Origin of the sequence: Oxalobacter formigenes (assembly GCF_002127965.1) — a bacterium.
Lineage (GTDB): Bacteria > Pseudomonadota > Gammaproteobacteria > Burkholderiales > Burkholderiaceae_D > Oxalobacter > Oxalobacter formigenes.
In genome coordinates this window covers 1328291-1353457 of the sequence record NZ_CP018787.1, presented here as the reverse complement: position 1 = coordinate 1353457, position 25167 = coordinate 1328291, and the positions used below count along the sequence as shown (strand labels likewise).

22 protein-coding genes are annotated in these 25167 nt (G+C 51.9%); 11 read left to right on the top strand and 11 right to left on the bottom strand.

The genetic code is table 11. The features are described 5' to 3' along the window. Window positions 1-5: 5 nt before the first annotated feature. The 5 genes from BRW83_RS06410 to rluC form a co-directional block, all read right to left on the bottom strand. Entirely contained in the window at window positions 6-716 is a 711-nt protein-coding gene (locus BRW83_RS06410) for a hypothetical protein (protein ID WP_231284480.1), read from the bottom strand. 29 nt (window positions 717-745) lie between these two features. Continuing rightward, window positions 746-1213, bottom strand: a complete 468-nt coding sequence (locus BRW83_RS06405) for a hypothetical protein (protein WP_005880618.1) — start codon at window positions 1211-1213, stop codon at window positions 746-748. 147 nt (window positions 1214-1360) lie between these two features. Then, complete coding sequence (gene sppA / locus BRW83_RS06400; protein WP_005880619.1) at window positions 1361-2308, bottom strand: signal peptide peptidase SppA; 948 nt, start codon at window positions 2306-2308, stop codon at window positions 1361-1363. Window positions 2309-2340: 32 nt separating this feature from the next. Continuing rightward, complete coding sequence (locus tag BRW83_RS06395; RefSeq protein WP_005880620.1) at window positions 2341-3000, bottom strand: HAD-IA family hydrolase; 660 nt, start codon at window positions 2998-3000, stop codon at window positions 2341-2343. Between the two features lie 63 nt (window positions 3001-3063). Then, complete coding sequence (gene rluC, locus BRW83_RS06390; RefSeq protein WP_005880621.1) at window positions 3064-4083, bottom strand: 23S rRNA pseudouridine(955/2504/2580) synthase RluC; 1020 nt, start codon at window positions 4081-4083, stop codon at window positions 3064-3066. Window positions 4084-4406: 323 nt separating this feature from the next. On the opposite strand from rluC, the gene BRW83_RS11675 reads away from it, so the two are divergent. Both BRW83_RS11675 and BRW83_RS06385 read left to right on the top strand, forming a co-directional pair. Continuing rightward, window positions 4407-4568, top strand: a complete 162-nt coding sequence (locus tag BRW83_RS11675) for a hypothetical protein (RefSeq protein ID WP_155811811.1) — start codon at window positions 4407-4409, stop codon at window positions 4566-4568. A 65-nt stretch (window positions 4569-4633) separates the two neighbouring features. Beyond that, complete coding sequence (locus BRW83_RS06385) at window positions 4634-7567, top strand: Rne/Rng family ribonuclease (RefSeq protein ID WP_005880624.1); 2934 nt, start codon at window positions 4634-4636, stop codon at window positions 7565-7567. A 128-nt stretch (window positions 7568-7695) separates the two neighbouring features. Here the strand turns inward: BRW83_RS06385 and BRW83_RS06380 are convergent, their stop codons facing one another. Beyond that, window positions 7696-7923, bottom strand: a complete 228-nt coding sequence (locus BRW83_RS06380; RefSeq protein WP_036602905.1) for a hypothetical protein — start codon at window positions 7921-7923, stop codon at window positions 7696-7698. 485 nt (window positions 7924-8408) lie between these two features. Here BRW83_RS06380 and pgaB point away from each other — a divergent pair, with 485 nt between their 5' ends. Genes pgaB through pgaD form a run of 3 tightly spaced genes read left to right on the top strand, consistent with a single transcriptional unit; the run spans window position 8409 to window position 12219 of the window. Beyond that, window positions 8409-10364 carry a poly-beta-1,6-N-acetyl-D-glucosamine N-deacetylase PgaB gene (pgaB, locus tag BRW83_RS06375; RefSeq protein WP_231284481.1) on the top strand — a complete coding sequence of 652 codons (1956 nt, stop codon included), beginning with the start codon at window positions 8409-8411 and terminating at the stop codon, window positions 10362-10364. 11 nt (window positions 10365-10375) lie between these two features. Next, a complete protein-coding gene (gene pgaC, locus BRW83_RS06370) occupies window positions 10376-11680 on the top strand; it encodes a poly-beta-1,6-N-acetyl-D-glucosamine synthase (protein WP_005880627.1) in 1305 nt (434 codons plus the stop codon). Continuing rightward, window positions 11677-12219, top strand: coding sequence for a poly-beta-1,6-N-acetyl-D-glucosamine biosynthesis protein PgaD (gene pgaD, locus BRW83_RS06365; protein WP_005880628.1), 543 nt, complete (start codon window positions 11677-11679; stop codon window positions 12217-12219). Before pgaC ends, pgaD begins: the two co-directional genes overlap by 4 nt. A 700-nt stretch (window positions 12220-12919) precedes the next feature. On the opposite strand, the gene BRW83_RS06355 is transcribed toward pgaD, so the two are convergent. Further along, window positions 12920-13618 carry a pirin family protein gene (locus tag BRW83_RS06355; protein ID WP_005880629.1) on the bottom strand — a complete coding sequence of 233 codons (699 nt, stop codon included), beginning with the start codon at window positions 13616-13618 and terminating at the stop codon, window positions 12920-12922. Window positions 13619-13988: 370 nt separating this feature from the next. On the opposite strand from BRW83_RS06355, the gene moaA reads away from it, so the two are divergent. From moaA to BRW83_RS06335, 4 genes are read left to right on the top strand one after another with little or no spacing between them, the layout of a single operon-like run. Beyond that, on the top strand, window positions 13989-15101 hold the full coding sequence (moaA, locus tag BRW83_RS06350; RefSeq protein ID WP_036602910.1) for a GTP 3',8-cyclase MoaA: 1113 nt from the start codon (window positions 13989-13991) through the stop codon (window positions 15099-15101). A gap of 4 nt (window positions 15102-15105) precedes the next feature. Then, window positions 15106-15762: a molybdenum cofactor guanylyltransferase MobA gene (gene mobA, locus BRW83_RS06345; RefSeq protein ID WP_391561021.1), complete on the top strand. Its 657-nt coding sequence runs from the start codon at window positions 15106-15108 to the stop codon at window positions 15760-15762. Beyond that, complete coding sequence (moeA, locus tag BRW83_RS06340; protein WP_005880632.1) at window positions 15759-17048, top strand: molybdopterin molybdotransferase MoeA; 1290 nt, start codon at window positions 15759-15761, stop codon at window positions 17046-17048. Before mobA ends, moeA begins: the two co-directional genes overlap by 4 nt. A 14-nt stretch (window positions 17049-17062) precedes the next feature. Continuing rightward, window positions 17063-17896 (top strand): deoxyribonuclease IV, encoded by an 834-nt coding sequence (locus BRW83_RS06335; protein ID WP_005880633.1) that lies wholly within the window; start codon window positions 17063-17065, stop codon window positions 17894-17896. A gap of 23 nt (window positions 17897-17919) precedes the next feature. Here the strand turns inward: BRW83_RS06335 and BRW83_RS06330 are convergent, their stop codons facing one another. After that, the gene (locus BRW83_RS06330) at window positions 17920-19188 is read right to left on the bottom strand and encodes a type II toxin-antitoxin system HipA family toxin (RefSeq protein WP_005880634.1); all 1269 of its coding nucleotides are present in this window, start codon (window positions 19186-19188) and stop codon (window positions 17920-17922) included. Window positions 19189-19497: 309 nt separating this feature from the next. On the opposite strand from BRW83_RS06330, the gene BRW83_RS06325 reads away from it, so the two are divergent. Together BRW83_RS06325 and BRW83_RS06320 are read left to right on the top strand one after the other, a co-directional pair. After that, window positions 19498-21180 carry a hypothetical protein gene (locus BRW83_RS06325; protein ID WP_086131748.1) on the top strand — a complete coding sequence of 561 codons (1683 nt, stop codon included), beginning with the start codon at window positions 19498-19500 and terminating at the stop codon, window positions 21178-21180. Window positions 21181-21386: 206 nt separating this feature from the next. Next, entirely contained in the window at window positions 21387-22070 is a 684-nt protein-coding gene (locus tag BRW83_RS06320) for a tetratricopeptide repeat protein (RefSeq protein WP_231284482.1), read from the top strand. Between the two features lie 70 nt (window positions 22071-22140). Here BRW83_RS06320 and BRW83_RS06315 read toward each other — a convergent pair whose 3' ends face one another. The 3 genes from BRW83_RS06315 to BRW83_RS06305 form a co-directional block, all read right to left on the bottom strand. Further along, on the bottom strand, window positions 22141-23220 hold the full coding sequence (locus BRW83_RS06315; protein WP_036602914.1) for a porin: 1080 nt from the start codon (window positions 23218-23220) through the stop codon (window positions 22141-22143). A 213-nt stretch (window positions 23221-23433) separates the two neighbouring features. After that, a complete protein-coding gene (locus tag BRW83_RS06310) occupies window positions 23434-23883 on the bottom strand; it encodes a hypothetical protein (RefSeq protein ID WP_005880638.1) in 450 nt (149 codons plus the stop codon). 182 nt (window positions 23884-24065) lie between these two features. Then, a complete protein-coding gene (locus BRW83_RS06305; RefSeq protein WP_005880639.1) occupies window positions 24066-25070 on the bottom strand; it encodes a YiiG family protein in 1005 nt (334 codons plus the stop codon). Window positions 25071-25167 lie beyond the last annotated feature (97 nt).

Here is a 25167-nt window from a genome sequence, read left to right as displayed (position 1 = left end):
AACCATCAGGGGAGCCACCTGAAGTCCATCTGGCGCCACAGGGCATTCAGCCTTTTCATGGCCAGATCCGGTTTCATCGCATCCGTGTCCGGCGGGTCCTGTACGGAAGGATTGACGGCATTGACCATCAATTCGATTGAATAGCACCGGTTTTGATGAACGGTACGATACACCTCGACATCGATGCTTTTGCTCATCGCGGCGTCTTTTGCCGTGAAATAGGTGTAGATAATATCGTTGTTTTTGAACGTTTTCAGGCTCTTCGGGTCAGCATTTGCCGGAACGGCAAGGCATTGTGCGACGACAGCCGGATCGCCGCTCACTCCGATGCGCAAATTCGCAACTGTCGTTTTTCGGGGTGTCGTCGGCAGTTCAATCGAGACGAGACGGCGGCCATTGTCTTTTGTACCGAAATAACTCCAGTTACCGGGTTGCAGATAAGTGGCGTCAAACTGGTGTGATGGTCTCAGTCCGGATGGATAGACAAACTGGAAACCATAAGTGCTGTCGATCCAGGTGCTTGTTTTTTTGGGTGTCGTCGCAATCCGCTTGCGCAGGGTACTGACATCGATGACAGCCCCGTTTTTCTTGTTGCATTCGGAAGGAACGTCATCCGGGCTCAGGGGCTTGTCCTGATTTGCGGCGAACGTATTGGAAGCCAGCGGCATCATGCCGCACAAGACAAGCAAGATTTTGGCTATATCCTGTTTTCTCATAGTTTCCCTGACTGTTTACCCATTTCCAGTCAAATCGACTGGCGGGAGTAGGTTTCCGAACGTGTAATATCGGCGGCAAACGAAACTGCGCGGCCGTTTCTTGGATTCAGCTGACAGGAAAACGTGAAGTAATGCCAGGTTCCGCCTGCCCTTACCTGACCCGTCCCGGTCAACAACTCATTACTCTGAAGTTTCAAACTGTCGCTCTGGACGTTACCGAGAAAAACGCGGTCTGCATCCCTGAATTGTTTCTGAAAATATTTCAGTGCAATGGGGCGGCACATGGTTTCGGCCACTTTTTTGGCATCGCTCCATTCCATTGCCATTTTACGTTCGGACGGTGACTCGATTTTGGAGAATTCATTCCGGATAACCTGCTGTTGCCGGTACGACAAAACGCTTTTTGCCGGTACAGTGACATTTTCAGCATTGGCACTGGCAAAGAGAGTCAGTACAGCGACGATTCCAACCAATCCTTTCAGGATTCGTTTCGACATTTTCAGCCTCCATCGGGTCCGTAAAACAAGTTATCTGCCTTTATCTGCTGCCTATCGGCAAGATTGCTCTTAATAGTAACAGCAAAACGCGAAAAAAATAAATGTCCGGCTTCAATTTTTCATGAAAGCCGGACAGTCAAAAATGAATCAATGCAAGGGAACGGGATTGATATCCAGACCGGCCTGAACCGCTCCATAACCGACGGAGGCACCGAATTTCTTCAGGAAACGGTCAGACAGTCTTTCCTGTTCGGTGTAATCGACGATGACAGGTTCCCCGATCACGTCACGGGCAACACTTTCGACCGTACCCAGTTCGTCAGCCAGCCCCATTTTGATCGCTTCAGGACCGAGAAAAACCAGACCGCTATAGATTTCCCTGTTTTCTTTCAGCCTGTCGCCCCTGCCCTGACGGACAACTTCGATGAATTGCTGGTGAATCTGGTTCAGCATGGATTGGGCATACTGGACCTGCTGTGGCGTTTGGGGAGAAAACGGGTCGAGAAAACCCTTGTATTCCCCGGCCGTCAACAGGCGGCGCTCGACGCCGAGTTTCTGCATCAGGCCGGTGACTCCGAAACCGTTGATCATGACACCGATGGAACCGACCAGACTGGCCTTGTCGACAAAGATCTTGTCTGCCGCTGCGGCAACATAATAACCGCCGGAAGCGCATAATTCTTCAACGACGACGTAAAGAGGCTTGTCGGGATGAACCTCACGCAAACGCCGGATTTCATCATAAATCATGCCTGCCTGAACAGGGCTTCCGCCCGGGCTGTTGATTTTCAGGATAACGCCTGTTGCCAGTGGCTCGTCATAGGCCTTGTCCAGCGCCTTGATGATATTGGCTGCCGACGAATTGCCGGAGGAATCGATCGTCCCGCGGATTTCGACCATCGCCGTATGTTTCTGGACGGGAACGGTTTCCTTGCTGGAAAAAGAAAGGCTCTTGATCGAGAAAATGACAAAAATAACCAGAATGATCGTCGTCAGCTTGAAAAAGATACCCCACCGGCGGCGTGCCCGTTGCTCTTTCAGGGTTTGCAGCATCAGTTTTTCGAGAACTTCACGTTCCCAGCCGTTTTCACTCATGTTCAGCTCGCTTTGGATTGGCAGGTTGATAATCAGGCATTTTCATTCAGCCAGCGATGCAGTTCTTCGACCGTATCGGCTGAATACATCGGATGCATCAATTGCAGTTCTTTGGGTGAATGTGCACCGTATTGTACAGCGATGCCCGAGGCACCGGCATTGTTTGCCATCAGCAAATCATGGGTGGTATCACCGATCATGACCGTGCGTTTCATCGGTTCGCCCAACTGTTCGGTCAGTTCCAGCAACATGGCCGGATGAGGTTTGGAATGCGTTTCATCAGCCGTGCGGCTGGCATCGAAATATCCCTGCAAGCCCACCTCGTCGATGGCGCGGTTCAGACCGGCCCGGCTTTTTCCGGTGGCCACTGCCAGAAAATAATCCTGATTCTTCAGGTCGTCGAGCATTTCCCTGACACCGTCGAACAGGGAAAGCGATACGCTGTTTTTCAGGAAATGGGTACGATAGCGCTCGATGAGTTTCGGATAGTATTCCGGGCTGACGTCCGGCAGGACGGTTTCCAGCGCTTCTCGAAGGCCGAGGCCGATCACATGCGCCGCTTTCTTTTTGTCTGGTGTGGGCAAGCCCAGATCGGCTGCCGAATCCTGAAGGCTCTTGACGATGGCGGACGTACTGTCCATCAGGGTGCCGTCCCAATCGAAAACGATCAGGTTAAATTGTTGTTTGGACATATCGAATGAATCCTTATCCGGCCATTTGCCGGTTTGACAAAAGCGGATTTTACCGTAAATACCTCACACGTCCTTGTCATTTTCGGCGTCAAGGCCTTTCAGGTAGCCGGAACATTCGTCCGGCAACGGGGCTGAAACCGTAAGGGGCTTGCCGGTTTCCGGATGTATGAAGGTAATTTTGTATGCATGCAGGAACATGCGTTTCAAGGCGTCTTCACCTTTTTTGCCCTTCTGGATTTCCCGGTTCAGTTCAAAGTCACCGTATTTGTCGTCACCGGCAATGACATGCCCGGATGAAGCCAGATGCACACGGATCTGGTGAGTTCGCCCTGTTTTCAGTTCGGCTTCCAAAAGCGTGAATTCGGGAAAGCGCTTCAATACGTTGAAAATGGTATGCGAAGCCAGGCCGCCGGCATCGACCCTGACCCGTCGTTCGCCGTCGGCCGTATGATATTTCAGCAAAGGCAGCTTGACGTGCTGGCGCTGGTTTTTCCAGTCTCCCTTGACCAGCGCCTGATAACGCTTGTCTATCGACCCTTCCCGGATCTGCTCATGCAATTTGACCAGAGCGCTCCGCTTTTTCGCCAGAACGAGAATGCCGGAGGTTTCCTTGTCCAGCCGGTGAACGAGTTCCAGAAACCTGGCATTGGGCCGTGCGGCGCGCAGCTGTTCGATAACACCATAGGAAACACCGGAACCGCCGTGGACAGCTACGCCTGCGGGTTTGTTGATGACCAGAATGCTGTCGTCTTCATACAGGATGTCGAAACTGGCGCCGGGAACGTGTTTTTCTTCCCGCTCGGCCACCTTGATGGGGGGAATACGAATCGTATCGCCTTCCTGCAGGCGGTAAGTCTGGTCGATCCGCTTTTTGTTTACGCGAACCTCACCGGAACGCAAAATCCGGTAAATATGGCTTTTCGGGACGCCTTTACAGGTACGAAACAGGAAGTTATCGATCCGTTGTCCGTCATCGTTTTCCGTTACGGTGACCTGCCGAACCTGCTGAAATGATGAAATATCCGCAGTATCGACCTGTTTTTTAACACTTTTACTGATATTTCCTCTACGTATTTGAGCCATTTGATATATAATCTGCCATCAGCCAATTTAATATATGGCTGTCTGTGTACAATAATAATAAGCATTCTACACAGTTGGGGCTTCCATTGGCCCCCGTCATTGATAAATTTAATGGAAAAGATGTGTACGCACCATTCCCGTGCAAACCTGGGTTGCGCCATAGCGTCAACCGGGAAGGACACGAAAATGTGGATTTTGCGTCAGGATACAAAGAATTTGATGACAGGCAGAAACAGTTTGCTGCCCGTCGATGATGTGTTTGATAACTGAAGATTTTTAAGTTCGGCTTTGATTTGCTCTTTTCAGGATAAATACTTTTCTTGATGAATGACATGCATATTGCAGGCGTAATCGCTGACCTCGAAACCAATCAGACCCATCCCTGCCCAAGGGACGGCATGGACGGCTTGCGCCGTTTTGCCCTGTTTCTGGCATCTCTTTTCAATCCCGACCCTTATTCCCCGCGTACACCCCGGCAAAATTGATGAAGCGCTTTAAAAGGCGTTTCAATTAAAGGACCGTTGGCTGCAAAGCCACGGGGTGAGCATATATGAAACGTATGTTGTTTAACGCGACGCAGCAGGAAGAATTGCGCGTTGCAATCGTCGATGGACAAAAACTCATCGACATCGATATTGAATCCAATTCACGGGAACTGCACAAGTCCAATATATACAAGGCAGTCATCACCCGTATCGAACCATCCCTTGAAGCCTGTTTCGTAAACTATGGTGAAGACCGTCACGGTTTCCTGCCGTTCAAGGAAGTCGCCCGATCCCTCTTCAAGGACGGTGTCGATGTCAGAAGCGCCGCCATCAAGGACGCGATGACCGAAGGCCAGGAAATCATGGTTCAGGTCGAAAAGGAAGAACGCGGCAACAAGGGCGCAGCCCTGACCACTTTCATTTCACTGGCTGGCCGTTATCTGGTTCTGATGCCGAACAATCCGCGCGGAGGCGGTGTTTCCCGCCGCGTCGAAGGTGAAGAACGTCAGGAACTGCGTGAAGCGATGGACAAGCTGGAAGTACCGGCTGGCATGTCGATTATCGCCCGTACCGCAGGTATTGGACGGAGCACGGAGGAATTGCAGTGGGATCTGAATTACCTGCTTCAACTCTGGAACGCCATCGAAGGCGCAGGCAGCTCCGCTCCTGGCGCATTCCTGATTTATCATGAATCGTCCCTCGTTATCCGCGCCATTCGCGATTACTTCCAGCCGGATATCGGCGAAATCCTGATCGATACCGACGAAATCTACGAACAGGCCCGCCAGTTCATGAGCCATGTCATGCCCGACATGGTCAACCGTGTCAAACGTTATCGCGACGACGTGCCCCTGTTTTCCCGTTTCCAGATCGAACACCAGATCGAAACGGCTTATTCACGTGTCGTTTCCCTGCCGTCCGGGGGTTCCATCGTCATCGACCATACCGAAGCGCTGGTTGCCGTCGACGTCAACTCCGCCCGCTCCACCCGTGGAACCGATATTGAAACCACGGCATTCAACACCAACTGCGAAGCGGCAGAAGAAGTCGCCCGCCAGTTGCGCCTGCGCGATCTTGGCGGCCTGATCGTCATCGACTTCATCGATATGGAATCGGCGAAAAACCGCCGTGAAATCGAGAATCGCCTGAAAGAAGCGCTGCATTACGACCGTGCCCGTGTCCAGATGGACAAGATCACCCGTTTCGGCCTGATGGAACTGTCGCGCCAGCGTTTGCGCCCTTCCCTGTCCGAAGGCAGCCACATCACCTGTCCCCGTTGCAACGGCACCGGCCATATCCGCGATACCGAATCTTCCGCATTGCAGGTTCTCCGCATCATCGAGGAAGAATCGATGAAGGAAAGCTCGGCCGTCATTCATGTCCAGATTCCGGTCGACGTCGCCGCATTCCTTCTGAACGAAAAACGTGGCGAAATCATGAAGGTCGAAAACCGTCACAAGGTCGAAATCGTCCTGATTCCGAACACCCATCTGGAAACACCGCACTACAAGCTTGAACGCATCAAGCACGATGATCCGAGACTGGAAGAACCGCAAGTCAGCTACAAGCTGGCCGAACAGTCCGACGATGACATGAGTTTTGCCAAACGCCAGAAAGAACCGGTCAAACCGGTTCAGGAAGCGATGGTCAAGAACATACCTGAAGGTATTCCTGCGGCTCCGGTCGTCGAACGCAAACCGGTCGCACAAGAACAGGGCTTTTTCAGCAAACTCCTGGGCATTTTCGGCATCGGCAAGGAAGAAACACCGGCCGAACCGGAAGAAAAACCGGCGAAAAACAATGCCAGGAAAGGCAGGAACAACGACCGCAATCGTAACCGCAACCGTAATCGTGGTGAACGCGATGACAAGGCACGCACACCGGTCTCTCCGGCAACGCCTGTTGCTGCCGCTCCGGAAGCGGATGAAACCGAAAACGCAAATGCCGGTCAGAAACGGGGCCGTCGTCCGAAAAATGCGGACAGAAACGACCGTCAGCGTGAAGACAGAAAACCGGCCAGAAACGAAGAAAATGCCGATTCGGCAGAAGCATCGACAACAGCCGTTGCCAAACCGGGCGCAAGGGCACTCGTTCCTGTTTCCGAAGCGGTTCAGGTCATTGCAAGTGAAACGGAAGCCGTCACTGAAAACGAAACGGCCGAACGCACGGGCGCAGAAGAAGAAACCCGCCGCCGTCGCCGTCGTGGAGGACGCAACCGTAACCGTCGTGATCCGAATGCAGAAACGACAGAACAGACGGATGAAACAGTATCGGCTGAAACCGTAACCGGACCGGCTGCCGCATCTGCCGATACATCCAATATCAAAGAAACGGCTGCTGATGGCGTTGAAGGTGCAGAACAAACCGAAGCAAGCCCGTCCGGTGACGAAGTTCCTGCACGCCGCGAAGGCCGCCGCTCCCATCCAAGACGCCGCAATTCAAGTCGTGGAGAAGCTGAAGCCGCAACTGAAACAACTGAAGCCGAAGTGAAGGAAGTCAGCTCTGAAGAAGCTGTCGTTATCGAAAACGGCTCCGTTGAAGTTCCAGTCGTGTCTGGCGCCGAAACCGACACGGCAGCTAAACCGGAAACGCCTGCTCCAGTCGTGACAGAGGCCGTTGTTGAACCGGTTGTTACTGAAGTCGAAACGGCACAAACCATACCGGCCGAAGCGGTTTTTGAAACGCCTGTCGCTGTCGAAACTGTCTCCGAAGGCTCGACTACTGTTCGCTTTGTCGCTGAAAACGTGATCGAAGTCGAAACCGTGTCCGTTCAAACGACTGTTGCCGCCCCTTCTGCGGCCGATGCAGCCGCCGAACTGGATCGTATTCTGGCTGAAGCCGGTCTGACGATGGCGTCGACCGATCCTGAAAAACTCAAAAAAGTTCAGGAAGACTCTCCGGTTGAAGTGGAAGCTGCCAAACCACCGGTACGCAGACGCAGAAAAGCGGTTGTCATCGACGATGGCCCATTGGTTCAGGTCGATACCCGCAAGGAATAAAACTCCGTTATTGTTCCTCTGCAAAAAAAAACCGCGTCATCTGATGCGGTTTTTTTTGAGCCCTTTCATCTGAATGCGCTTGCGTTCAGAACACCGGGCAGAAAATCACTATCCTCATGTGAAGCCGTTCAGGTTGCCATAATGGTGAGCACAGCCATGATGATCGACATGCCGATGATCCGTTTCACCGGCAAGCGCCGTAAAAAGGTGAACCCATTATCAAACCCGCCATATCCGGCAACCTGTAACCAGTCCGGCAAAACAGACGATGCTTTCCCACTGAGCCCACGGTAAAGACCGATTGCATCAATCCCGTATTTCCTCCTGTTTGCAGGTGTAATGAAAGAAAAACGCAAGTAACGCCTGAAATATGGACATACCTGTCAACCTGTTGCGTACCTTATGCGTTATCAGTAAACATAAAGCGCTGTTTGACCGGGCTTGCCCGGAAACAGTGGCCGGAAAAACCCGTGTGCTTATCCCGCAGATTCCAGAGAAAACCGCAATTGACGGTATTTACCCGGACTTTCTCAAGCCTGCGTCAGGGATATGCCATTTCCGGAAAACTGATTATTGGCAAGTTTGTCTCTCTGCGGCATGTATCCGAAGAGACAACAGGATTTAACAGGGCATCGGTGGAAAACGGGCAACCCACCCCAAGATGTGCGAATTTTATCCATTCCCTGTACAATTTTCCGTTTTTCCCATTCATTTCAACGACTTGTTTAACCCGGGCCATATTCGTACCGGTAGGATAAGGAATTTTTTAGTCATATTTATACGTAGCATGGTCATTTCCGCAATTATTTCCAGAATAGTGTCAGCCCCACGAAAATGTGTTTTGTGTCTCGCTGTTTTTGCCTTTTCCCTTGTCGCCGCCGTTGCGCAGGCCGCTCCGCTCACTCCCTCATTCATCACCTTGTGTTACCACAATGTGGTTCCCGTTCTGGATGGCAGCATTCCTGACGACACTGCCCCTGTCACACAGGCGGAACTGAAGGAACATTTCGACTGGCTGAAAAAAAACGGCTATACCGTCGTCAGCGTCAGTGACATTCTGAAAGCCCGGGAAAACAATCGGGAACTGCCGCCCAAATCCGTCCTGCTTTCGTTTGATGACGGATACCGCAGTTTCTACGAAACGGTTTATCCCATGCTGAAATCCTACGGCTATACCGCCCTGCTGGCGCTGGAAACAGGCTGGCTGGAAACCCCGGACAATAAAATGGTCAACTACGGAGGAACCAGACAGCTTCCCCGTTCCTTTTTTCTCAGCTGGGAGCAGATCAGGGAAATGGCCGATTCCGGCCTTGTCGAGCTGGCTTCCCATTCGCACAATCTGCACGAAGGACATCAGGGCAATCCGCAGGGAATGCAGCTTCCTTCTGGCGCATACAGATGGTACGACCCGAAAACCGGCTCCTATGAATCGGTCGATGCTTTCAAAAAAAGGGTTCGCAACGACTGGAAGCGTTCTGCCGACATCATCTATGAGAAAACAGGCCGTCGGCCGCAGGTCGCTGTATGGCCCTATGGCCGTTACAATCAGGTCGGCGTCGCCGCCGCCCTGGAAGCAGGGTATGAGCTGACGGCTTCACTGGCTTTCTATGCCGACTGGCCGACCATTCCACGACTCATGATGCATGAAGAAATCGACCTGCCGAACATGATGCGAAAAATGGAAGCCGGCGTCATGGCGGGAAGCACGCTTTATTCACGCCGCAACGCGATGGCACAACTTCCCGTATCCGATCTGCCGGTACAGCGCGTCATGCATGTCGATCTGGACATGATCTACGACGACAATCCCGCCCAGCGTGAAAAAAACACGTCCCTGCTCTTCGATCGCGTCAGGGCGTCGGGTGCAAATGTGATCTACCTTCAGGCTTTTGCCGACCCGGACGGAAACGGGACGGCAGACGCCATGTATTTTCCGAACCGCCACCTTCCCATGCGTGCCGACTTTTTCAGCTACATCGCCTGGCAGCTGGCAACACGATACAAATGCGAGGTTTACGCATGGATGCCTGTATTGGGTTTCGATCTGCCGAACCGTCCGGTCATTACCGCCGTTTCTCCCGACAAGAAAGTTTTTTACACCCGCCTGACCCCCTTCGATGCAGAAAACCGGCGCATCATCAACGAAATTTATGAAGACCTCGCCAGTCATGCGCCTTTTATGGGAATCATTTTCCATGACGATGCCATCATCGGCGATTATGAGGATGTCAGCCCAGCCGGAAAAGCCTGGCTTACCAGTATGGGATTGCCTGACGATCCGGAACTGATCCGGAAAAACCCGAAAATGATGCAAAAATTCACCCGTGCGAAAAGCCGCGCACTGATCGACTTCACGAAAGAACTTCAGGCAACCGTCGAAAAATGGCATCCTCCCGTCTACACGGCCCGGAATATATACGCTCCGGCCATTCTCTCGCCGTACGCGGAAGAATGGATGGCCCAGAATTTCGATGACTTCCTGACCACGTACGACTATACCGCAATCGAAGCGATGCCTTACATGGAAGGCGCCGCCGACCATGCCGGACAATGGATGGAAACACTCATCGCAAAAGTCTCCGCACACCCTCTGGGATTGCGCAAGACGGTATTTGAATTGCAGGCAAAGGACTGGCGGCCGGATCACTTGAGGCCCATGCCAAACGACATCATGGCAAAACAGATGCAACAGCTCTTACAACACGGCGCGCTCAATTTCGGTTACTACCCTGACGATCCTATCATGGGTCATCCGGATATCGGCATGATTTCCCACTGGTTTTCCATCCGGAACTGAACAGGAGAGATATGCTTGACCGCCTGACTGTACTGCTGTTCGATTTCGCCTTCTTCTATCCGCTTTTGATGTCATACCTCTGGATGACGGGAGCGCTGCTCTATTACTCCCGCTACGAAAGAGGCAAAAGCTATGCGAATCCGCCCCAACTGCCGGAATACCCGCTGGTTTCAGTACTGGTACCGTGTTATAACGAATCCTCGAATGCCATCGAGACATTCACTGCACTGGCTGAGCTGCATTATCCCAACTACGAGATTCTTGCCATCAATGACGGCAGCTCCGACGATACGGGATATCAGCTGGAAACACTGGCGAAAACCATTCCCCGCATGCGGGTTGTCCAGCTGGCGACCAATCAGGGCAAGGCCGTTGCGCTGAAAGCGGGAGCGATGGCCGCCAGAGGGGAATTTCTGGTCTGTATCGACGGCGACGCCATACTGGATCACTACGCGGTGACCTGGATCATGTCCCACTTTCTCCGTGACCCTCGCGTCGGCGCGGTGACCGGCAATCCCTGCATCCGTACTCGCAGCACGCTGTTGGGCAGAATCCAGGTTGGCGAATTTTCAGCCATCGTCGGGCTCTTGAAACGTGCCCAGCAGATTTACGGCCGCCTCTTTACCATATCCGGAGTGATCGGCGCCTTCCGCCGGCGTGCGCTGCACAGTGTCGGATACTGGAATGAACTGACCATTACAGAGGATATCGACATCAGCTGGCGGCTCCAGCTCAACAACTGGGATATCCATTTCGAGCCCCATGCCCTTTGCTGGATACTGATGCCCGAGACACTGGCAGGCCTCTTCAAACAGCGGCTGCGCTGGGCTCTGGGTGGCGCAGAGGCATTCAAAAACTATTGCCACTACCTGTTCAGCTGGAAAGTACGCCGTTTCTGGCCTATCTTTATCGAATATATCGCCAGCATCGTCTGGAGTTATACCATTCTGCTACTGATGGGAATCGGGCTTTTCAGACTGGTCACCCCTTTTCCGGAACCGTTTTTCTCATTCCCCTATACCGGGCTGGTTCTGGGCGTCACCTGCCTCTTGCAGTTTGCGGTCTGCTTTTTCATGGCCCGGAAATACGACAGCAATCTGGGCGGCATTTATCTGGAAATCATCTGGTATCCGCTTTTCTACTGGTTGCTGAACTGGATCGTCTCCATCATTGCCTTTCCGAAAGCCATGTTTTTTTCCAGTGGAAAGAAACGGGGCCGCTGGCATACGACAGACAGGGGAATCGGAGGCGAACCGGACAACAACACGACACTTTTGCAAAACGATAAATCAAACGACATCAGGAAAACGAAATGATAATTGACCCAAGCAATCTGATCATATGTTACAAGCACAAACAATCGACCCGGCAGAGGGCACTGGGGATAGTCCTGCCCGTTCTGTTCTGGGGCATACTGCTTTATGTCCTGTCCACATTGTTTGCCCTTGGCAGCTCGATAATCGATTACTCGCACTTCGGGAACTGGATGGGTTACGAGGATATCCTGGCGATAAAAAAGATCATTTCAAGATACTTTCCCGTCATTGGCGGATTTGTCTGCGCCTTTTTGCTGTGGGTCGTCTACGATACGCTTCGATTTGCGACACACCGTGACAGATGCATTCCCCGTCCGCAACCGGTCAGTCTGGAAGAAACGGCCGGATTCTGCCATCTTGAAACGGGGAACGTACGGAACATGCAGCAGGCGAAAATCCTGACCTGCATGTTCGACGATAACGGAAACATTGTCGGAATCAGGCATGACGCCATGATATCGCCCGTCAAAAAACAGCGGCCTGTTGACGTTCGCACCATCCACAACGATACGGCACAAGGTGAGAAAATCGCCGCCTGAGTGGTTCTGAAAGCATGAATTTTCCTGTCTGAATCCGTCCTGAGAGCGAAACCTGCGGCTGGACGGTTGCAGTGCAAAAATACCAGCTCTGCCTGCACGCTTGCCACAAATATCCTGTTCAAATACAAAAAAAGGGCGGAAAATTCCACCCCTTTCTCATGATTTTCAGGCATTTGCGCTTGTTCAGATACCGATTCTCAAACCGCTCTGCTGTCGCGTTTCTTCCGCGATCCCGGTTTTTTCCTTTCCACTTTCTCGCGGCATCTGACGGATTTTCCTGTCTTTACGGAGGAAGCTTTCCATTTGAAACGAAATATTCCATACAAGGCCCTTTCGTTTTCGAAAAAGCCTCATGCCAGATGGGAGAGGTTGTCCGGCATGAGGGGAAAAAAGAGGCCTGTTTTTCAGGAGTCCGGTGCATCCGGGCAGATTGCGGCTGCTTGTGAACACGTGCAGATGCATTCGAAGCCGAAACCGTATACCTCTGTCCGCTGTACGGGAACAGACGCAAGAACCCTTTAAAATCCCCGCTTCAACGGCAGGCCCCGGAACATGGTTCGTCAATGTATGGCTATCGGTATCGGTCACGTTCAAGTGCATCCGCGAATGCTACCCTATAAAAAAGGCCGCGCCATTATCCGGCGTCAAAAGATCCTGTTTTGAATTTTGCCTGGCCATTTTGCATTCCTGTCCATCCATATTATTTCAGGTCGAACAGCAGGAAATGTGTGTCCTTGCTGGCAACCAGCATCAGATGATCGACATTTTCGATAGCTGCCCCGTCGCCGGTATAAATGGTTTTTTCATTGTTAATCGACAGTTCGCCCTCGATCATTTGAATCCAGACGCCCCGGCCGCGGGCCACATCGTGATTGATCACCCCGCCTTCTTTCAGTTTGGCGGCGTAAACGTCAGCGTCCTGATGAATGGCGATCGAATTGTAGCGTGCGGTCTTGCTGGCGATCAGAACCATGCTGTCCGGTTCGATATCGGAAAAGGAAGCCTGTGCATATTCGGGACGGACGTTCTGCTCGTCCGGCATGATCCAGATTTGCAGGAAATGGACGGGCTCATCCTTCGAACCACAATATTCACTGTGCATGATGCCGGAACCGGCACTGATGCGCTGGACTTCACCGGCCTGCATGATTTCATGGCTGCCCATGCTGTCCTTGTGTTCCAGCGCGCCGGAAACGACATAGGAAATGATTTCCATATCATTGTGTGGATGCAACCCGAACCCTTTGCCGACCGCAACACGGTCTTCGTTGATCACGCGTAGCGATCGGAAGCCCATAAAGCGCGGGTCGTAATAGTCTGCGAAAGAAAATGTATGATAAGACTGAAGCCAGCCGTGATCGGCATAGCCCCTGTCCTGTGCGTTTCTGACGGTAATCATCTTGAGTCCTTTTCAAAAAACTGTCTTCGATTCATCCTGTTTCGTTTTCTCCTGAAAACCGATATTTTTCATCGATTTCAAAAAAACCGGATTCCTTAATGGATTCATATTAGAGAGTTGAAAAAGACAGCCATTTGAGTGATCGTAAAAAAGCTCCATTCATTCCGGAGTTTTATCATGGAAAACGGATTATTTGAAATTTTCCTTTCAAAACGAAAAATGTCCGTTCCACATGTATACCCATTCCCCCGTCCTGTCTTTTTCCGGACGAAAACGTTTCATTCTTTTGATCTGGAGCCCCTTTTATGAAACAATTTCGGGTTCGTGATATCGTTACAGTCTCTCATTTCTCTTTTTTGACCATTTGTCGATGAGCCGTTCAGTCATTCCCATCCTGCGACAGGAAAACCCTGAAATGCCTGTCAGGCCGGAAATCATCCTGCCTGCGATGAGTATTCCTGTGCTCGACAGACTTGAACGCCCACTTAAAGACTTGCGCATTTCCGTCACCGACCGGTGCAATTTCAGGTGTGTCTATTGCATGCCGAAACAGGTTTTCGGCAAGGATTTCCGCTTCATTCCCCATTCCGACATGCTTTCCTTCGAAGAGATCGCCCGGCTTGCCCGTCTTTTCGTGGCCCGTGGTGTCGAAAAGATCCGGCTGACGGGAGGGGAACCGCTTTTGCGCAAGAATGTCGAACGGCTGATCGAACAGCTTTCCCGACTGAAAACACCGGAAGGCCGCCCCATCGATCTGACCCTGACGACAAACGGTTCCATGCTGGCGAAAAAAGCCCAAACCCTCTTCGACGCAGGCCTGAAACGCATTACGGTATCGCTCGATGCCCTTGATGACACGGTTTTTCGCCAGATGAACGATGTCGATTTTTCCGTCAGGGACGTTTTACACGGTATCGACACGGCCCTTGCGGTCGGGTTCGACCCCGTCAAGGTCAATACCGTAGTCAAAAAAGGCATGAACGAACATCAGGTTCTCCCGCTTGCCCGCCATTTCCGGAACTCGCCCGTCATCGTCCGTTTCATCGAATACATGGACGTCGGTTCGTCGAACGACTGGGAAGAAAGGGAAATCATCCCTTCTGAAAAGCTGATCCGCCTGATCGGCTCCGAAATGCCGATCGAGCCGCTGGACCGCCATTACGCAGGCGAAACTGCCGAACGCTGGCGCTATCGTGACGGCAGCGGTGAAATCGGTTTTATCGCCAGCGTTACCCAGGCGTTTTGCCGCGACTGTACGCGCCTTCGCCTGTCTACCGAAGGCAAACTGTACAAATGCCTTTTCGCAACGGATGGCCATGATATCCGGTCCATGCTGAGAGACGGCTGGTCGGATGACGAAATCTCGAGCGCACTGGCACAGCACTGGCAGGAAAGGGACAACCGCTATTCCGAACTGCGGGCAAACAATACCCTGCCTTTGGCCGGAAGCAAAAAAATAGAAATGTCCTATATTGGAGGCTGATCCATTGGCAGACATAACACGTCAGAAAGACGCTTTTCCCGCTTCATACAAAGACCGGGTGACCGGAGTCATTCTGGCAGGAGGCCAGGGCAAACGCATGGGTATGGCAGACAAGGGCTTGCAAGTCTTCGACGGCAAACCGATGGTAAAACACGTTATCGACCGGATTGCCCCGCAAGTCAACAAACTCATTATCAACGCCAACCGGAACGGTGAAACGTACCGGTCATTCGGATATCCTGTTTTCAAGGACGTACCACTCGATTATTCGGGCCCGCTGGCCGGTTTTCTGACCGGACTGCGTCATTGCGAATCACCCTGGCTGCTCACCGTGCCGTGTGACACTCCTTTCGTTTCGCCTGAACTGGTCGAAAAACTGGCTATTGCACTGGAAAAGGAACAGGCCGACCTGGCGATAGCCTGTATTCCTTCTGGCGATGGGTGTCGCATCCAGCCGGTATTTTCCCTGATGAAAAAAACGCTCAGGCCGCATCTTGAATCTTTTCTGGAAAACGGCGGTCGAAAAATCGACAGCTGGACTTCAACATTAAAGACCGTTGAAGTATGCTTTAATGATACTCATGCGTTTGAAAACATCAATACGCCCGTCGATCTGGAAAAATACCAGCCAGCTTCCCCCCAACCGGAAAAACGCTCATGACCCAACACGCTTCTGTCCTTGACGAACTGACCCGTGGCCTCCCTTCCTACAATCCCGATTCCCTGTCGGTCAGACTGGCGCACGACCTTATTCACAGTTTTGTTTCTCCTGTCGGCGCCATCGAACGGGTTGTCCTGAAAAACAGTTTGGGACGCGTTCTGGCCGAAGACATTGTCTCGTCCTTTTCCGTTCCCGCCTTCGACAACTCGGCAATGGACGGCTATGCCTTTTCCTGCAAAAACCTCGACCTCTCCCAGCCCGTGACCCTGAAAGTGGCCGGTTATTCCTACGCAGGCCATCCCTATACCACCCGGGTCGGTTTCGGCGAATGCATTCGCATCATGACCGGCGCGATGATTCCGCAAGGCTGCGATACCGTAGTCCAGCAGGAAAACGTCAAACTGCTCGATGAAACCCATTTGACCATCCCGCCGAAAACCGCTGTCTGTGGCGACAACATCCGTCGTGCCGGGGAAAATCTGGCCGCCGGTTCGGTCGCCCTGACTGAAGGCACCGTGCTGCGTCCTGCCCATATTGGCCTGCTTGCCTCGCTGGGTGTGGCCGAAGTGCCTGTGCGCCGCCGTGTCCGCGTTGCCCTGCTCTCCACAGGCGATGAACTGCGTCCAACAGGCATGGAACTGGACGACGGCGCCGTTTACGACAGCAACCGTGCGGTGCTGGCTGCCATGATGGAACGGCTTGGCTGCGATGTAATGGATATGGGCATTGTGGCCGACGATCCGGCCGAACTGGAAGCCACCCTGAAAACCGCCGCCGAAAATGCCGATGCCATCGTCACCTCCGGTGGCGTATCCGTCGGCGTGGCCGATTATACAAAACAGGTCATGGCCAATATGGGTGACGTTGCCTTCTGGTCGATCAAAATGCGCCCCGGCAGACCGATGGCTTTCGGGAAAATCAACTCCGGCAAGCAGAGCGCCATTCTCTTCGGTTTGCCCGGTAATCCGGTCGCCGTCATGATCTCGTTTTACTTTTTCGTGCGGGATGCCCTTTTGCATATGATGGGAGCGACGCACTCGCCACTCGTGACCGTCAAGGCACAGACAGCCACCAATCTGTCCAAAAGAGCGGGACGCACTGAATTCCAGCGCGGCGTCGTGACCGAAAATGCCGACGGCCTGACGGTCAGGACGACCGGCGAACAGGGTTCCGGCATCCTGCGTTCGATGGCGGAAGCCAACTGTATCATCGTCTTGCCCGAAGAACGCGAACAGGTGCGCGCAGGTGAACAGGTCGATATCGTCCTTCTGGAAGGCCTCGCCTAGAGTAGCTTATAAATATGTTTAATATCGGCTGCCATCTCTCTGTTTCAAAAGGTCTTTTCCGGATGGGAAAGGACGCGCTTTCCATCGGCGCCAATACCTTTCAATGCTTTTTGCGCAATCCGCGTGGCGGTGCAGCAAAGAAACTGGACCTGGCCGACGGTTTGGCCTTGAAGCAATTGATGGACGAAAACGGTTTTGCTCCGATCGTCGTTCACGCCCCCTATACCCTGAACGCCTGCGCCAAAGACGAGCGCCTGCGCGACTTTGCCTTTGAAACCATTTTAGACGACATCAGCCGCATGGCGCTTCTTCCCGGCAACCTGTACAACTTCCATCCGGGCAGCCATGTCGGACAGGGGATCGGCAAGGGAATCGAACTGATCATCGACCTGTTGAACCGGGTGCTGGAAACCGGTCCCGAACCGACGCTTTTGCTGGAAACGATGTCCGGATCGGGCAGTGAAGTCGGCAGCCGCTTCGAAGAATTGAAAGCCATCCTAGACGGCTGCGGCAACCATCCGAAAACAGGCGTCTGTCTCGATACCTGCCACGTCTGGTCTGCCGGTTACGACGTCGTCAACCGGCTTGACGACGTACTGGAAGAATTCGATTCAGTCATTGGTCTGAAGCATCTCCATGCCATCCACCTGAACGACAGCCTGATGCCCTTCGGCAGCCACAAGGACAGACACGCGACAATCGGGGAAGGCACCATCGGCATCGACGCGATCACCCGGATCATCAACCATCCTGTATTGAAAAACCTGCCGTTCTGTCTGGAAACGCCCAACGAACTGCCGGGCCATGCCGAAGAAATCGCCCTGCTGAAAAGCCTTTACCGGGACTGAACCCGGCCTGACTTTTCAAGCATTCAGTTTTTCAGCTGGGAGCGCAAGTTCTGGATGCCGTAATAACGGGCATCGACGATATCCTCATCCACACCCTGCTGTGTCATGATGTCCTGCAAGCTGTCCAGTTTGCGCCCAAAACGGTCAATCTCGACCAGAACAGCCGACATTTCTTCCGGAGGGATGTCCAGACTGTCCAGAATATCGTTCCAGTTATCGAGAATATCCCCGTTTTTATCCATCCATTCCATCGACCGTTCAATATCGTCCGTCAACAGATAAGACGGCGAAAAGTCAAAAATGGGGGTCAGTCCGATTTTTCCATGCAGCATCCTGACCGCTTTATTGAAGGGATGGTTATCGATATTGCCCATCGCCATATTGAGAATATCCCGTTTCAGGTATTCCACCGTCGTCGCAAAAGGATCGGACACAAATTTCCGCAAGGTCTTCAAAGCGACATTATGGGAAGGTCTTTCGGAGGCATCGGCCAGCTGGCACAGCGAAGCGATGCTTTCCTGATGGTGCCGGATAACGCCCGTTTCCGTGACCGTTCGGTCAAAACGCGGAATGAACAGCATATCGCTTTGCCACTTCGGCAATTCACCGACAGCCAGACCCATTTCACGGGCGACACGAACATAAGCCGTTTCGTTTTCAAGAATTTTCCAGTCTGCCAGATTGCGACCCCGGGAAAGCTTGACCAGAAAATGACGCGCCGCCCTTGTGTCCGGCAAGGCAGCATCCGCATACCACAGGCCGTCCTTGTCCTGCGTCATCAAAAATTTGGGTGTTTTCCCCTGAACGGACGTCGTTCCTGCCGACAGCATGCCATGCTCTTCAAGGTATTCCACAAAATTCTCGCTCCGCTCAAGAATTTCCTTGATCGTAAACCCCCGATTGACCCAGAGCGGCGCTTTTTTGCTTAAAAAATTCCGGTAAAACACGTTCGCTTCGGCAATCCGCAAATTGCCGATCGGATTGATCGCCCCGACAAGCATCAGTTTCCAGTCGGTCGCAAGCTCTTCCTGAATGTGGCATTCATAAAGCAGATATTCCCGCCCTTCCCCGCGCGGTACCATATCCAGCATGAAAGAAGGCCAATGAGACAGACGGTAGGGTTCCTTGCGGACAGGAAAATGAATCGAGACGGGCAGGCTGCCGTTTTCAACATAATCGGGCAGATACGTCAGAACGGAAGGCGATTGCGATCCGGCCGACGGATTTTCCGTTTCGACGATGCAGCAAGGCTGCCATTGACCGCGGTCGAAAATTTCAATCGTGCATTGCATGGATCACCTCGCTTGAAGAGACATTCCCCATCTTATCAGATAGAGAAAGCCTGACATAGTTTCATCCCTTCTTCCGGTCGGATTTTATTACAAAATACAAGTGACATAGCTGACCGAAGAGTATTTATCCTGTATAAATGAAAGAGACGGGCGACATGCGCCCGGTTTTCGAAATTGACACGAGGCTTTTCCAATGGAGGGGCCTTTTTTATACCTGAAGCCTTCCTGACGGGAGGCTTTTTTTATTTCTGAAGCCTTCCGCCATTACCTCATGAGCCGGAAGGCTTTTTCATTGGCAAAAGATACGTAATGAGTGGAATCGATGACTACTTTGGGGCTGCCGGAGACATGTACTCAGGAAGCCAGGACCCCGAAGAACAAAACCGTGCACTGGAACGTGAAGCCGAGAGACGGAGGCGCGAACAGGAACGGGAACAGGCAAGGATATTGCGGGAACAACAGGCCGCGCAGGCCGAACAGCTAAAATCCCTCCAGCAAAATACTCAAAAACCAGTCGTCACCGATAACGATAAACGGGCCCCCGTCTTCAAAACCGACCCCGACGACCCGTACAAGGGACTGGACGCCAGCAGACGAAACGACATGCTCATGAATCGTTTCAGTGCAGGAAACGACCCCAAAAGCCCACTGGGACGTCCCTTGACCGGCCCGGAAAGAGATGACTACATCCATGGCTGGAAAAACAAGGTCAATGGGATGACACAGGATCAGAAAGATATCAGCTTCATCCTGAACGCCAGACATGACCCGGTTTTCAGGCAATGGATCGAACTGGAAAGCCAGCTCAGACAAAAACAGCAGGAAGGAGCCCAAACACTGGAACTCCGTCTGGATGACAAAAATCCTCAGACAACCGGCTATCGCACTCTTGAATATGTTCCGGAACGCGATGGGGTGCCGTCAATACAGAAGGCGATTCAATATGCGGATGAACCGGTGAAGGTCGTGAAGGTGGATGACAATTTCCTTTCGCAGATCATGAGTGTGAATATTCCGCAGGATCAAAGCATGGGCCGCGCATACGACTACCTGAACGATAACGCCATCGCCCCGATGGAAGGAAACGAATCGTGGAAAAAGAATCCGGCAGGGCATCCGGATTCGAGCTATGCCGAAGCAGAGAGGCAGGCCGGGAAAGCGGTCACCGGCTACGTCAACAAGGCGCTTGCCCCGAAAAACCCCGTCCACGGCGAAGACGGCAGTCGCCCCGTTAGCGAACCCGACCAGACCACCGGCAAACTGATCCCGGCCATCTTCCAGAACATGGACAATGAAACCGTCGGCCGGGCCATACAGGAATTCAACGAAGCACAGGGATACACCTACGACCCCAAACACGGAAGCCGGCAAGCCTATTCCTTCGAAAAAGGCATGAAAATGGCGCCTCTGGAAGCCAAAACCGCCTTCTACTCCTTCGCCTCCCTGATGGGGGAAATGGTCTATGGCATGACCGGGGGCGACCCCAAAGCCCTGAGAGCCGTGCAGGACACACTGAAAACATACCAGCGGGAAATGGACGCCATGAAACCCATGACCCCCGAAAAAATCATCGACCCCAATGACCCGGAAAAGACCCTGCAAAACGTGACGGATTACCTGTACCAGAACCTCGGGAACCAGATCGTCAAAATTCCGGTAACGGCCTTACTGGGCAAAGTCGACAGTCTGGCGACGTTAACCGGGATGTCAGCAGCCAGCGTCTCGGCCAACCTGCACGCGAAACTGCTGGACAAGACAGGACAGGCCCATGTGGGGGAATCGCTGATGTACGGGATACCTCTGGGGATGCTTTCGCTACTCAACATCCCTTTCCAGCCACCTGCGCAGGTCAGGAGTCCCGAAGAATTGAAGAGGTGGGTCACGTCTGTTCTGGCGGATTTCGGGGTGTCTCAGGGGCAGGAGGTGGGGGTTAATTTGGCTGTTAAAAGAAATACTGATAAAAGAAAGGACGACAAAGATCTTTCCCAGTGATATCCGCTTGACCGAAACAAACAAGGCTAGCCATAATAGGCTGGCCTTGTTTGTACAAACTAATTTATAAAATGAAAATTTTTCTCAAATCTTTTGTTTTCCTCTTTTTATTTTGGATGAGCACATCATTAGTCTTTGCTGACAACGTAAAAGAAGGAAACCGACTTTATGACTCAGGAAAATATCAGGAAGCCTTGAGCTATTTCATGAAGCCTGATGCGGCCAATAATCCTGCTACCATGAATCGCATTGGTTATATGTACAAGAAGGGATTGGGAATAAAGGAAAACCCGGAAGAGGCGTATAAATGGTACCGGAATGCGGCTGAAGCCGGATTTGCTGCTGCCCAATTCAATCTGGGTCTCATGTATCAACACGGTAAACCGATACCAGAAAATATGAATGAAGCTATTCAATGGTTCCGTAAAGCCGCAGATCAAAACTATCCTGACGCTGAAATGAAAATGGGTTATCTGGCGGTAACGGGAACAGGAGTCAAAAAAGACTACAAAGAAGCCATGCAATGGTACCGTCGGGCGGCTGAACATGGTGATGTCGGGGCTTATGCGGATATCGGCCTTTTTTACGACAAGGGACAGGGTGTCAAAAAAGACCCTAACCGAGCCGTCCAGTATTACATCCTCGGTGCAGAAAAAGGCGATAGCGAAGCCCAGCTCTTTCTGGCCGACTCATATGCCAAGGCAAATGGTGTACCCTATGATGCCAATCGGGCGTTGTACTGGTACAGGGAATCTGCCAAAAACGGGAATGTGCTGGCGATGAAGGTGCTCTCAGGCATTTACAAGCTCGGCCAATTGGGGGTTCAAAAGAATGATGCCGAGTCTCAACGCTGGCTGGATATGGCGGAAAAAGCCGAAAAGAAACAGTAATCAATTCTGTTCACATAAAAAAGGAGCACGGCTGGCGTGCTCCAGACAAAGTTTTTTCTTCCTTTTTACATCAAAAACTGTGCGTGATACCGACCTGAACACCGGTAACGGATTCCCTTTCCGCTCCGTTGTTATTGTAGATACTGCCGACAAAGCTGTTGTCGCTGTCAGTATAGGACACCATGCCGTATAACTGTGTCCGCTTCGACAAGTCATAGGTATAACCCAGAGCGTATTTGTTGACGTCACCATCGTGGGCGGTTTTATCGACCGAAGCGCGGTTATACGATGCATTGATAGTGCCCTGTCCTATATGGTACTGGACACCCAGCAACCATTCTTTCTGGTTGATCGGCGTATCAACGCCAAGGTCGAGATCAGGGATCAACGACAGGTTTTTCAGCTGGCTTCCCTGATATCCTGCCGAGAAACGCCAGTCGCCCAGCGTATAGGCACCCCCGATATTCCAGACGAACGATTTATTGGAATCGGCCTGACGATTATAGTTGGTCATCAGCGAAACAGGTCCATTGCTGTAGCGCAGCGAGCCGCCGAAACCGGCATTGTAAATGTCGCTGTTTACTCCCACCGGTTTTTTATGGTCATCCGCACTTAACGTGTAAGTCAGGCCGACGACGAACCCGGCGAATTCGGGACTGTCGTAGCGAACCGTATTGGAAAGCTGTTCACTGCGCAAAAGATTGTACTTGGCGAGTGCCGAACCGGTTGCCGCCTGCAAAAACGGATCGAGTTCGGTAAAGAATTCTGACGACATTTCATTGACACGCCCCAGACGGACCCAGCCCCACGGCCCTTCAAGGCCAACGTTGGCGGCACCTGTCCAGTCGATTGTCTGCCCACGGTTGCCGAGCGCTCTTGAAATGGAATCGTCAAGGCTGTAGGTTTCCTTGTTGGTGCCGTCAGGGAGCTGGAATTGCCGTTCAAGCTGGAAAGTCGCTTTAATACCGTTTGCCAGCTCTTCCGATCCGCGTACGCCGATCAGGTTGGCGGCACTCTCATCCATCCGCGTACTGCTGCCTGTTTCCTTGACGAAGCCGGTATCGACGGTACCGTAAATAATGACATTGGTCTGTGCCTGCGCGGACATGGCCAGTCCCAGCGCCGACAAGGCTATCAATTTTTTATACATGAGTGAAACTTCCTGACTGAGATTCATTTGTGAGCCACTGCATGGGCTCGCATAGTGGACTGCATTATAAATGCAAACTCATCAAATGAGAATAATTATCATTCTCAAAATTATAAAAAAACGAAAGCATTGCTTTCCTGAAAGAATAACAATGCTTTTTTACCGTTTGTTTTCGTTTCGTAACTGAAACGGTACAGCTTTTGAAACAGCTGTTTATGCTGTCTGAAGGGCCTTGCGCCAGAGGCAAAGCGCCTGATAAGTAAGGGATTGTGCCGCCATCGCTTTCCAGCTCTCGCGTATGGCTGTCCATTGCTTGTATTGAATCTGCTTCTGATAAGCGTGTTCGGCAAGGGAACAGCTGCCGGTAAGTTCAGCCGCTTCTTTCAGTTCTTTTTCCATCTGTTCCCAATTTTCGTTTTCTTTGGTCCGGACGGTGATTATGTCTTCGATCAGGGCTTTCAGGGAAACGACAAGCCCCTCTTCTTTCATCCTGTCGGGCTGGGGTTCACTGATTTTGGCGATGAACTGCTTGTGATAAAAGGGATTGCTGATATTGGGCTCCATTCCGGGCATCATGGAAGCCACTTCCACTGCGACTGCCTGACGATACGAAACCGGTAGAGCGTTGAACCATTCGACGATGTTTTCAAGTGGCGTTTTCATGGAAACCTGTCCTTATGGAAATATCACAAGCGTGATGGTGAATAAATGCCGAATCCGATTAACCTGAACAGACGACATGATAGCCGAAAATACCGGCATATAAAAAGCACTTCAGGTCATGAATCGTTCCGTTCAGTGCCGAAGTGCTTTTTTTCTGTCTGACGCAGCCCGTATGAGCTGTTTTATACCGGACGGGTGAACTTCAGGATACGGTTATAGCTTTCAACGGCATTGCTGTAACGCTTCATCATCAGATTGAAAGATTTCGCCGTTTTCTTTTCTTTCATGAACCTGTATACCTTGATCGTGCCTTCCAGATGGCTGATGATGCTGTCCAGGTCATTGTTGCCTTCCCGTTTCGGATAATCGGCTTCAAGCGATTTCTTCAGGTTTTTCAGGGAAAGCTCAAGACTGGCAACGATCTTGTCACCTGCCACGTATTTGGCATTGTCGGCCACACTGTTTTCCGGATCGTTAAAGAGGGTCACCAGATCCTGTCCATAAAGCAGACTCTGTTCGGCATAATACGGAACCATATTCCTTTGCGACTTGAAAACATCCATTCTGCGCAGGGTTTCCGCCCTTTGTTTTTTGATGAGAATCGCACCGATGTCATTCATGGCATCGATCAGCTTCGTATAATCCGCTTTCAGAATCGGCAGGACAACCCGGCCACCATCCAGATTGTCGCGACGATATACCTGATCCCGGAAGTAAGGCAGGCTGCTGCGTTCGTCTTTCAAGAGCTTTTCCCCTGCTGTTACGGCAGCCGTCACCGCCGCATTCAATTCAGGAGATGCCTGCGCATTGACCGCCAATCCCTTTTTGAAGGAAGTTATCCCTTTTTCAAGCCCGGCGACGACCGGGAAGGAAATCGTATCGGCCGGTTTGGCCTTCATTGTATGGTTCGTCAGGGTATTCCAGGATGGCCACAGGCTCCAGTTACCGACCATGATGCTGTTATAACCGGAAATGTAATCGTTCAGCTTGCCGGTTTCAGGGTCGTTACTGTCCTTGACGAGTTTCAAGGCGCCGGTATTCGACTCGAGAACCGCACCTTCCGCTTCATTGTTCAGACGGTACTGATTGACGGCTTCAACAACCGTCGGGATGAGGACGACACAGCCGGAGAGGCTCAATGTGAATGCGGCGAGAGCGAAGAGACGGACAAAAGCGGGAATTCTCATTTTTCGATTCCGGAAAAGGACAATGGCAAGACGAAAATATTTTCCTATTATTCCAGATATCGGTGAAAATTTTGACAGCCTTCTTCAAAGAAACCTT

Bases quoted from the DNA above. Each gene is read 5' to 3' on its own strand.
- BRW83_RS06410 (WP_231284480.1), bottom strand. From the start codon at position 716: ATGAGAAAACAGGATATAGCCAAAATCTTGCTTGTCTTGTGCGGCATG.
- BRW83_RS06405 (WP_005880618.1), bottom strand. From the start codon at position 1,213: ATGTCGAAACGAATCCTGAAAGGATTGGTTGGAATCGTCGCTGTACTG.
- sppA (WP_005880619.1), bottom strand. From the start codon at position 2,308: ATGAGTGAAAACGGCTGGGAACGTGAAGTTCTCGAAAAACTGATGCTG.
- BRW83_RS06395 (WP_005880620.1), bottom strand. From the start codon at position 3,000: ATGTCCAAACAACAATTTAACCTGATCGTTTTCGATTGGGACGGCACC.
- rluC (WP_005880621.1), bottom strand. From the start codon at position 4,083: ATGGCTCAAATACGTAGAGGAAATATCAGTAAAAGTGTTAAAAAACAG.
- BRW83_RS11675 (WP_155811811.1), top strand. From the start codon at position 4,407: ATGAATGACATGCATATTGCAGGCGTAATCGCTGACCTCGAAACCAAT.
- BRW83_RS06385 (WP_005880624.1), top strand. From the start codon at position 4,634: ATGAAACGTATGTTGTTTAACGCGACGCAGCAGGAAGAATTGCGCGTT.
- pgaC (WP_005880627.1), top strand. From the start codon at position 10,376: ATGCTTGACCGCCTGACTGTACTGCTGTTCGATTTCGCCTTCTTCTAT.
- pgaD (WP_005880628.1), top strand. From the start codon at position 11,677: ATGATAATTGACCCAAGCAATCTGATCATATGTTACAAGCACAAACAA.
- BRW83_RS06355 (WP_005880629.1), bottom strand. From the start codon at position 13,618: ATGATTACCGTCAGAAACGCACAGGACAGGGGCTATGCCGATCACGGC.
- moaA (WP_036602910.1), top strand. From the start codon at position 13,989: ATGAGCCGTTCAGTCATTCCCATCCTGCGACAGGAAAACCCTGAAATG.
- moeA (WP_005880632.1), top strand. From the start codon at position 15,759: ATGACCCAACACGCTTCTGTCCTTGACGAACTGACCCGTGGCCTCCCT.
- BRW83_RS06335 (WP_005880633.1), top strand. From the start codon at position 17,063: ATGTTTAATATCGGCTGCCATCTCTCTGTTTCAAAAGGTCTTTTCCGG.
- BRW83_RS06330 (WP_005880634.1), bottom strand. From the start codon at position 19,188: ATGCAATGCACGATTGAAATTTTCGACCGCGGTCAATGGCAGCCTTGC.
- BRW83_RS06325 (WP_086131748.1), top strand. From the start codon at position 19,498: ATGAGTGGAATCGATGACTACTTTGGGGCTGCCGGAGACATGTACTCA.
- BRW83_RS06320 (WP_231284482.1), top strand. From the start codon at position 21,387: ATGAAGCCTGATGCGGCCAATAATCCTGCTACCATGAATCGCATTGGT.
- BRW83_RS06315 (WP_036602914.1), bottom strand. From the start codon at position 23,220: ATGTATAAAAAATTGATAGCCTTGTCGGCGCTGGGACTGGCCATGTCC.
- BRW83_RS06310 (WP_005880638.1), bottom strand. From the start codon at position 23,883: ATGAAAACGCCACTTGAAAACATCGTCGAATGGTTCAACGCTCTACCG.
- BRW83_RS06305 (WP_005880639.1), bottom strand. From the start codon at position 25,070: ATGAGAATTCCCGCTTTTGTCCGTCTCTTCGCTCTCGCCGCATTCACA.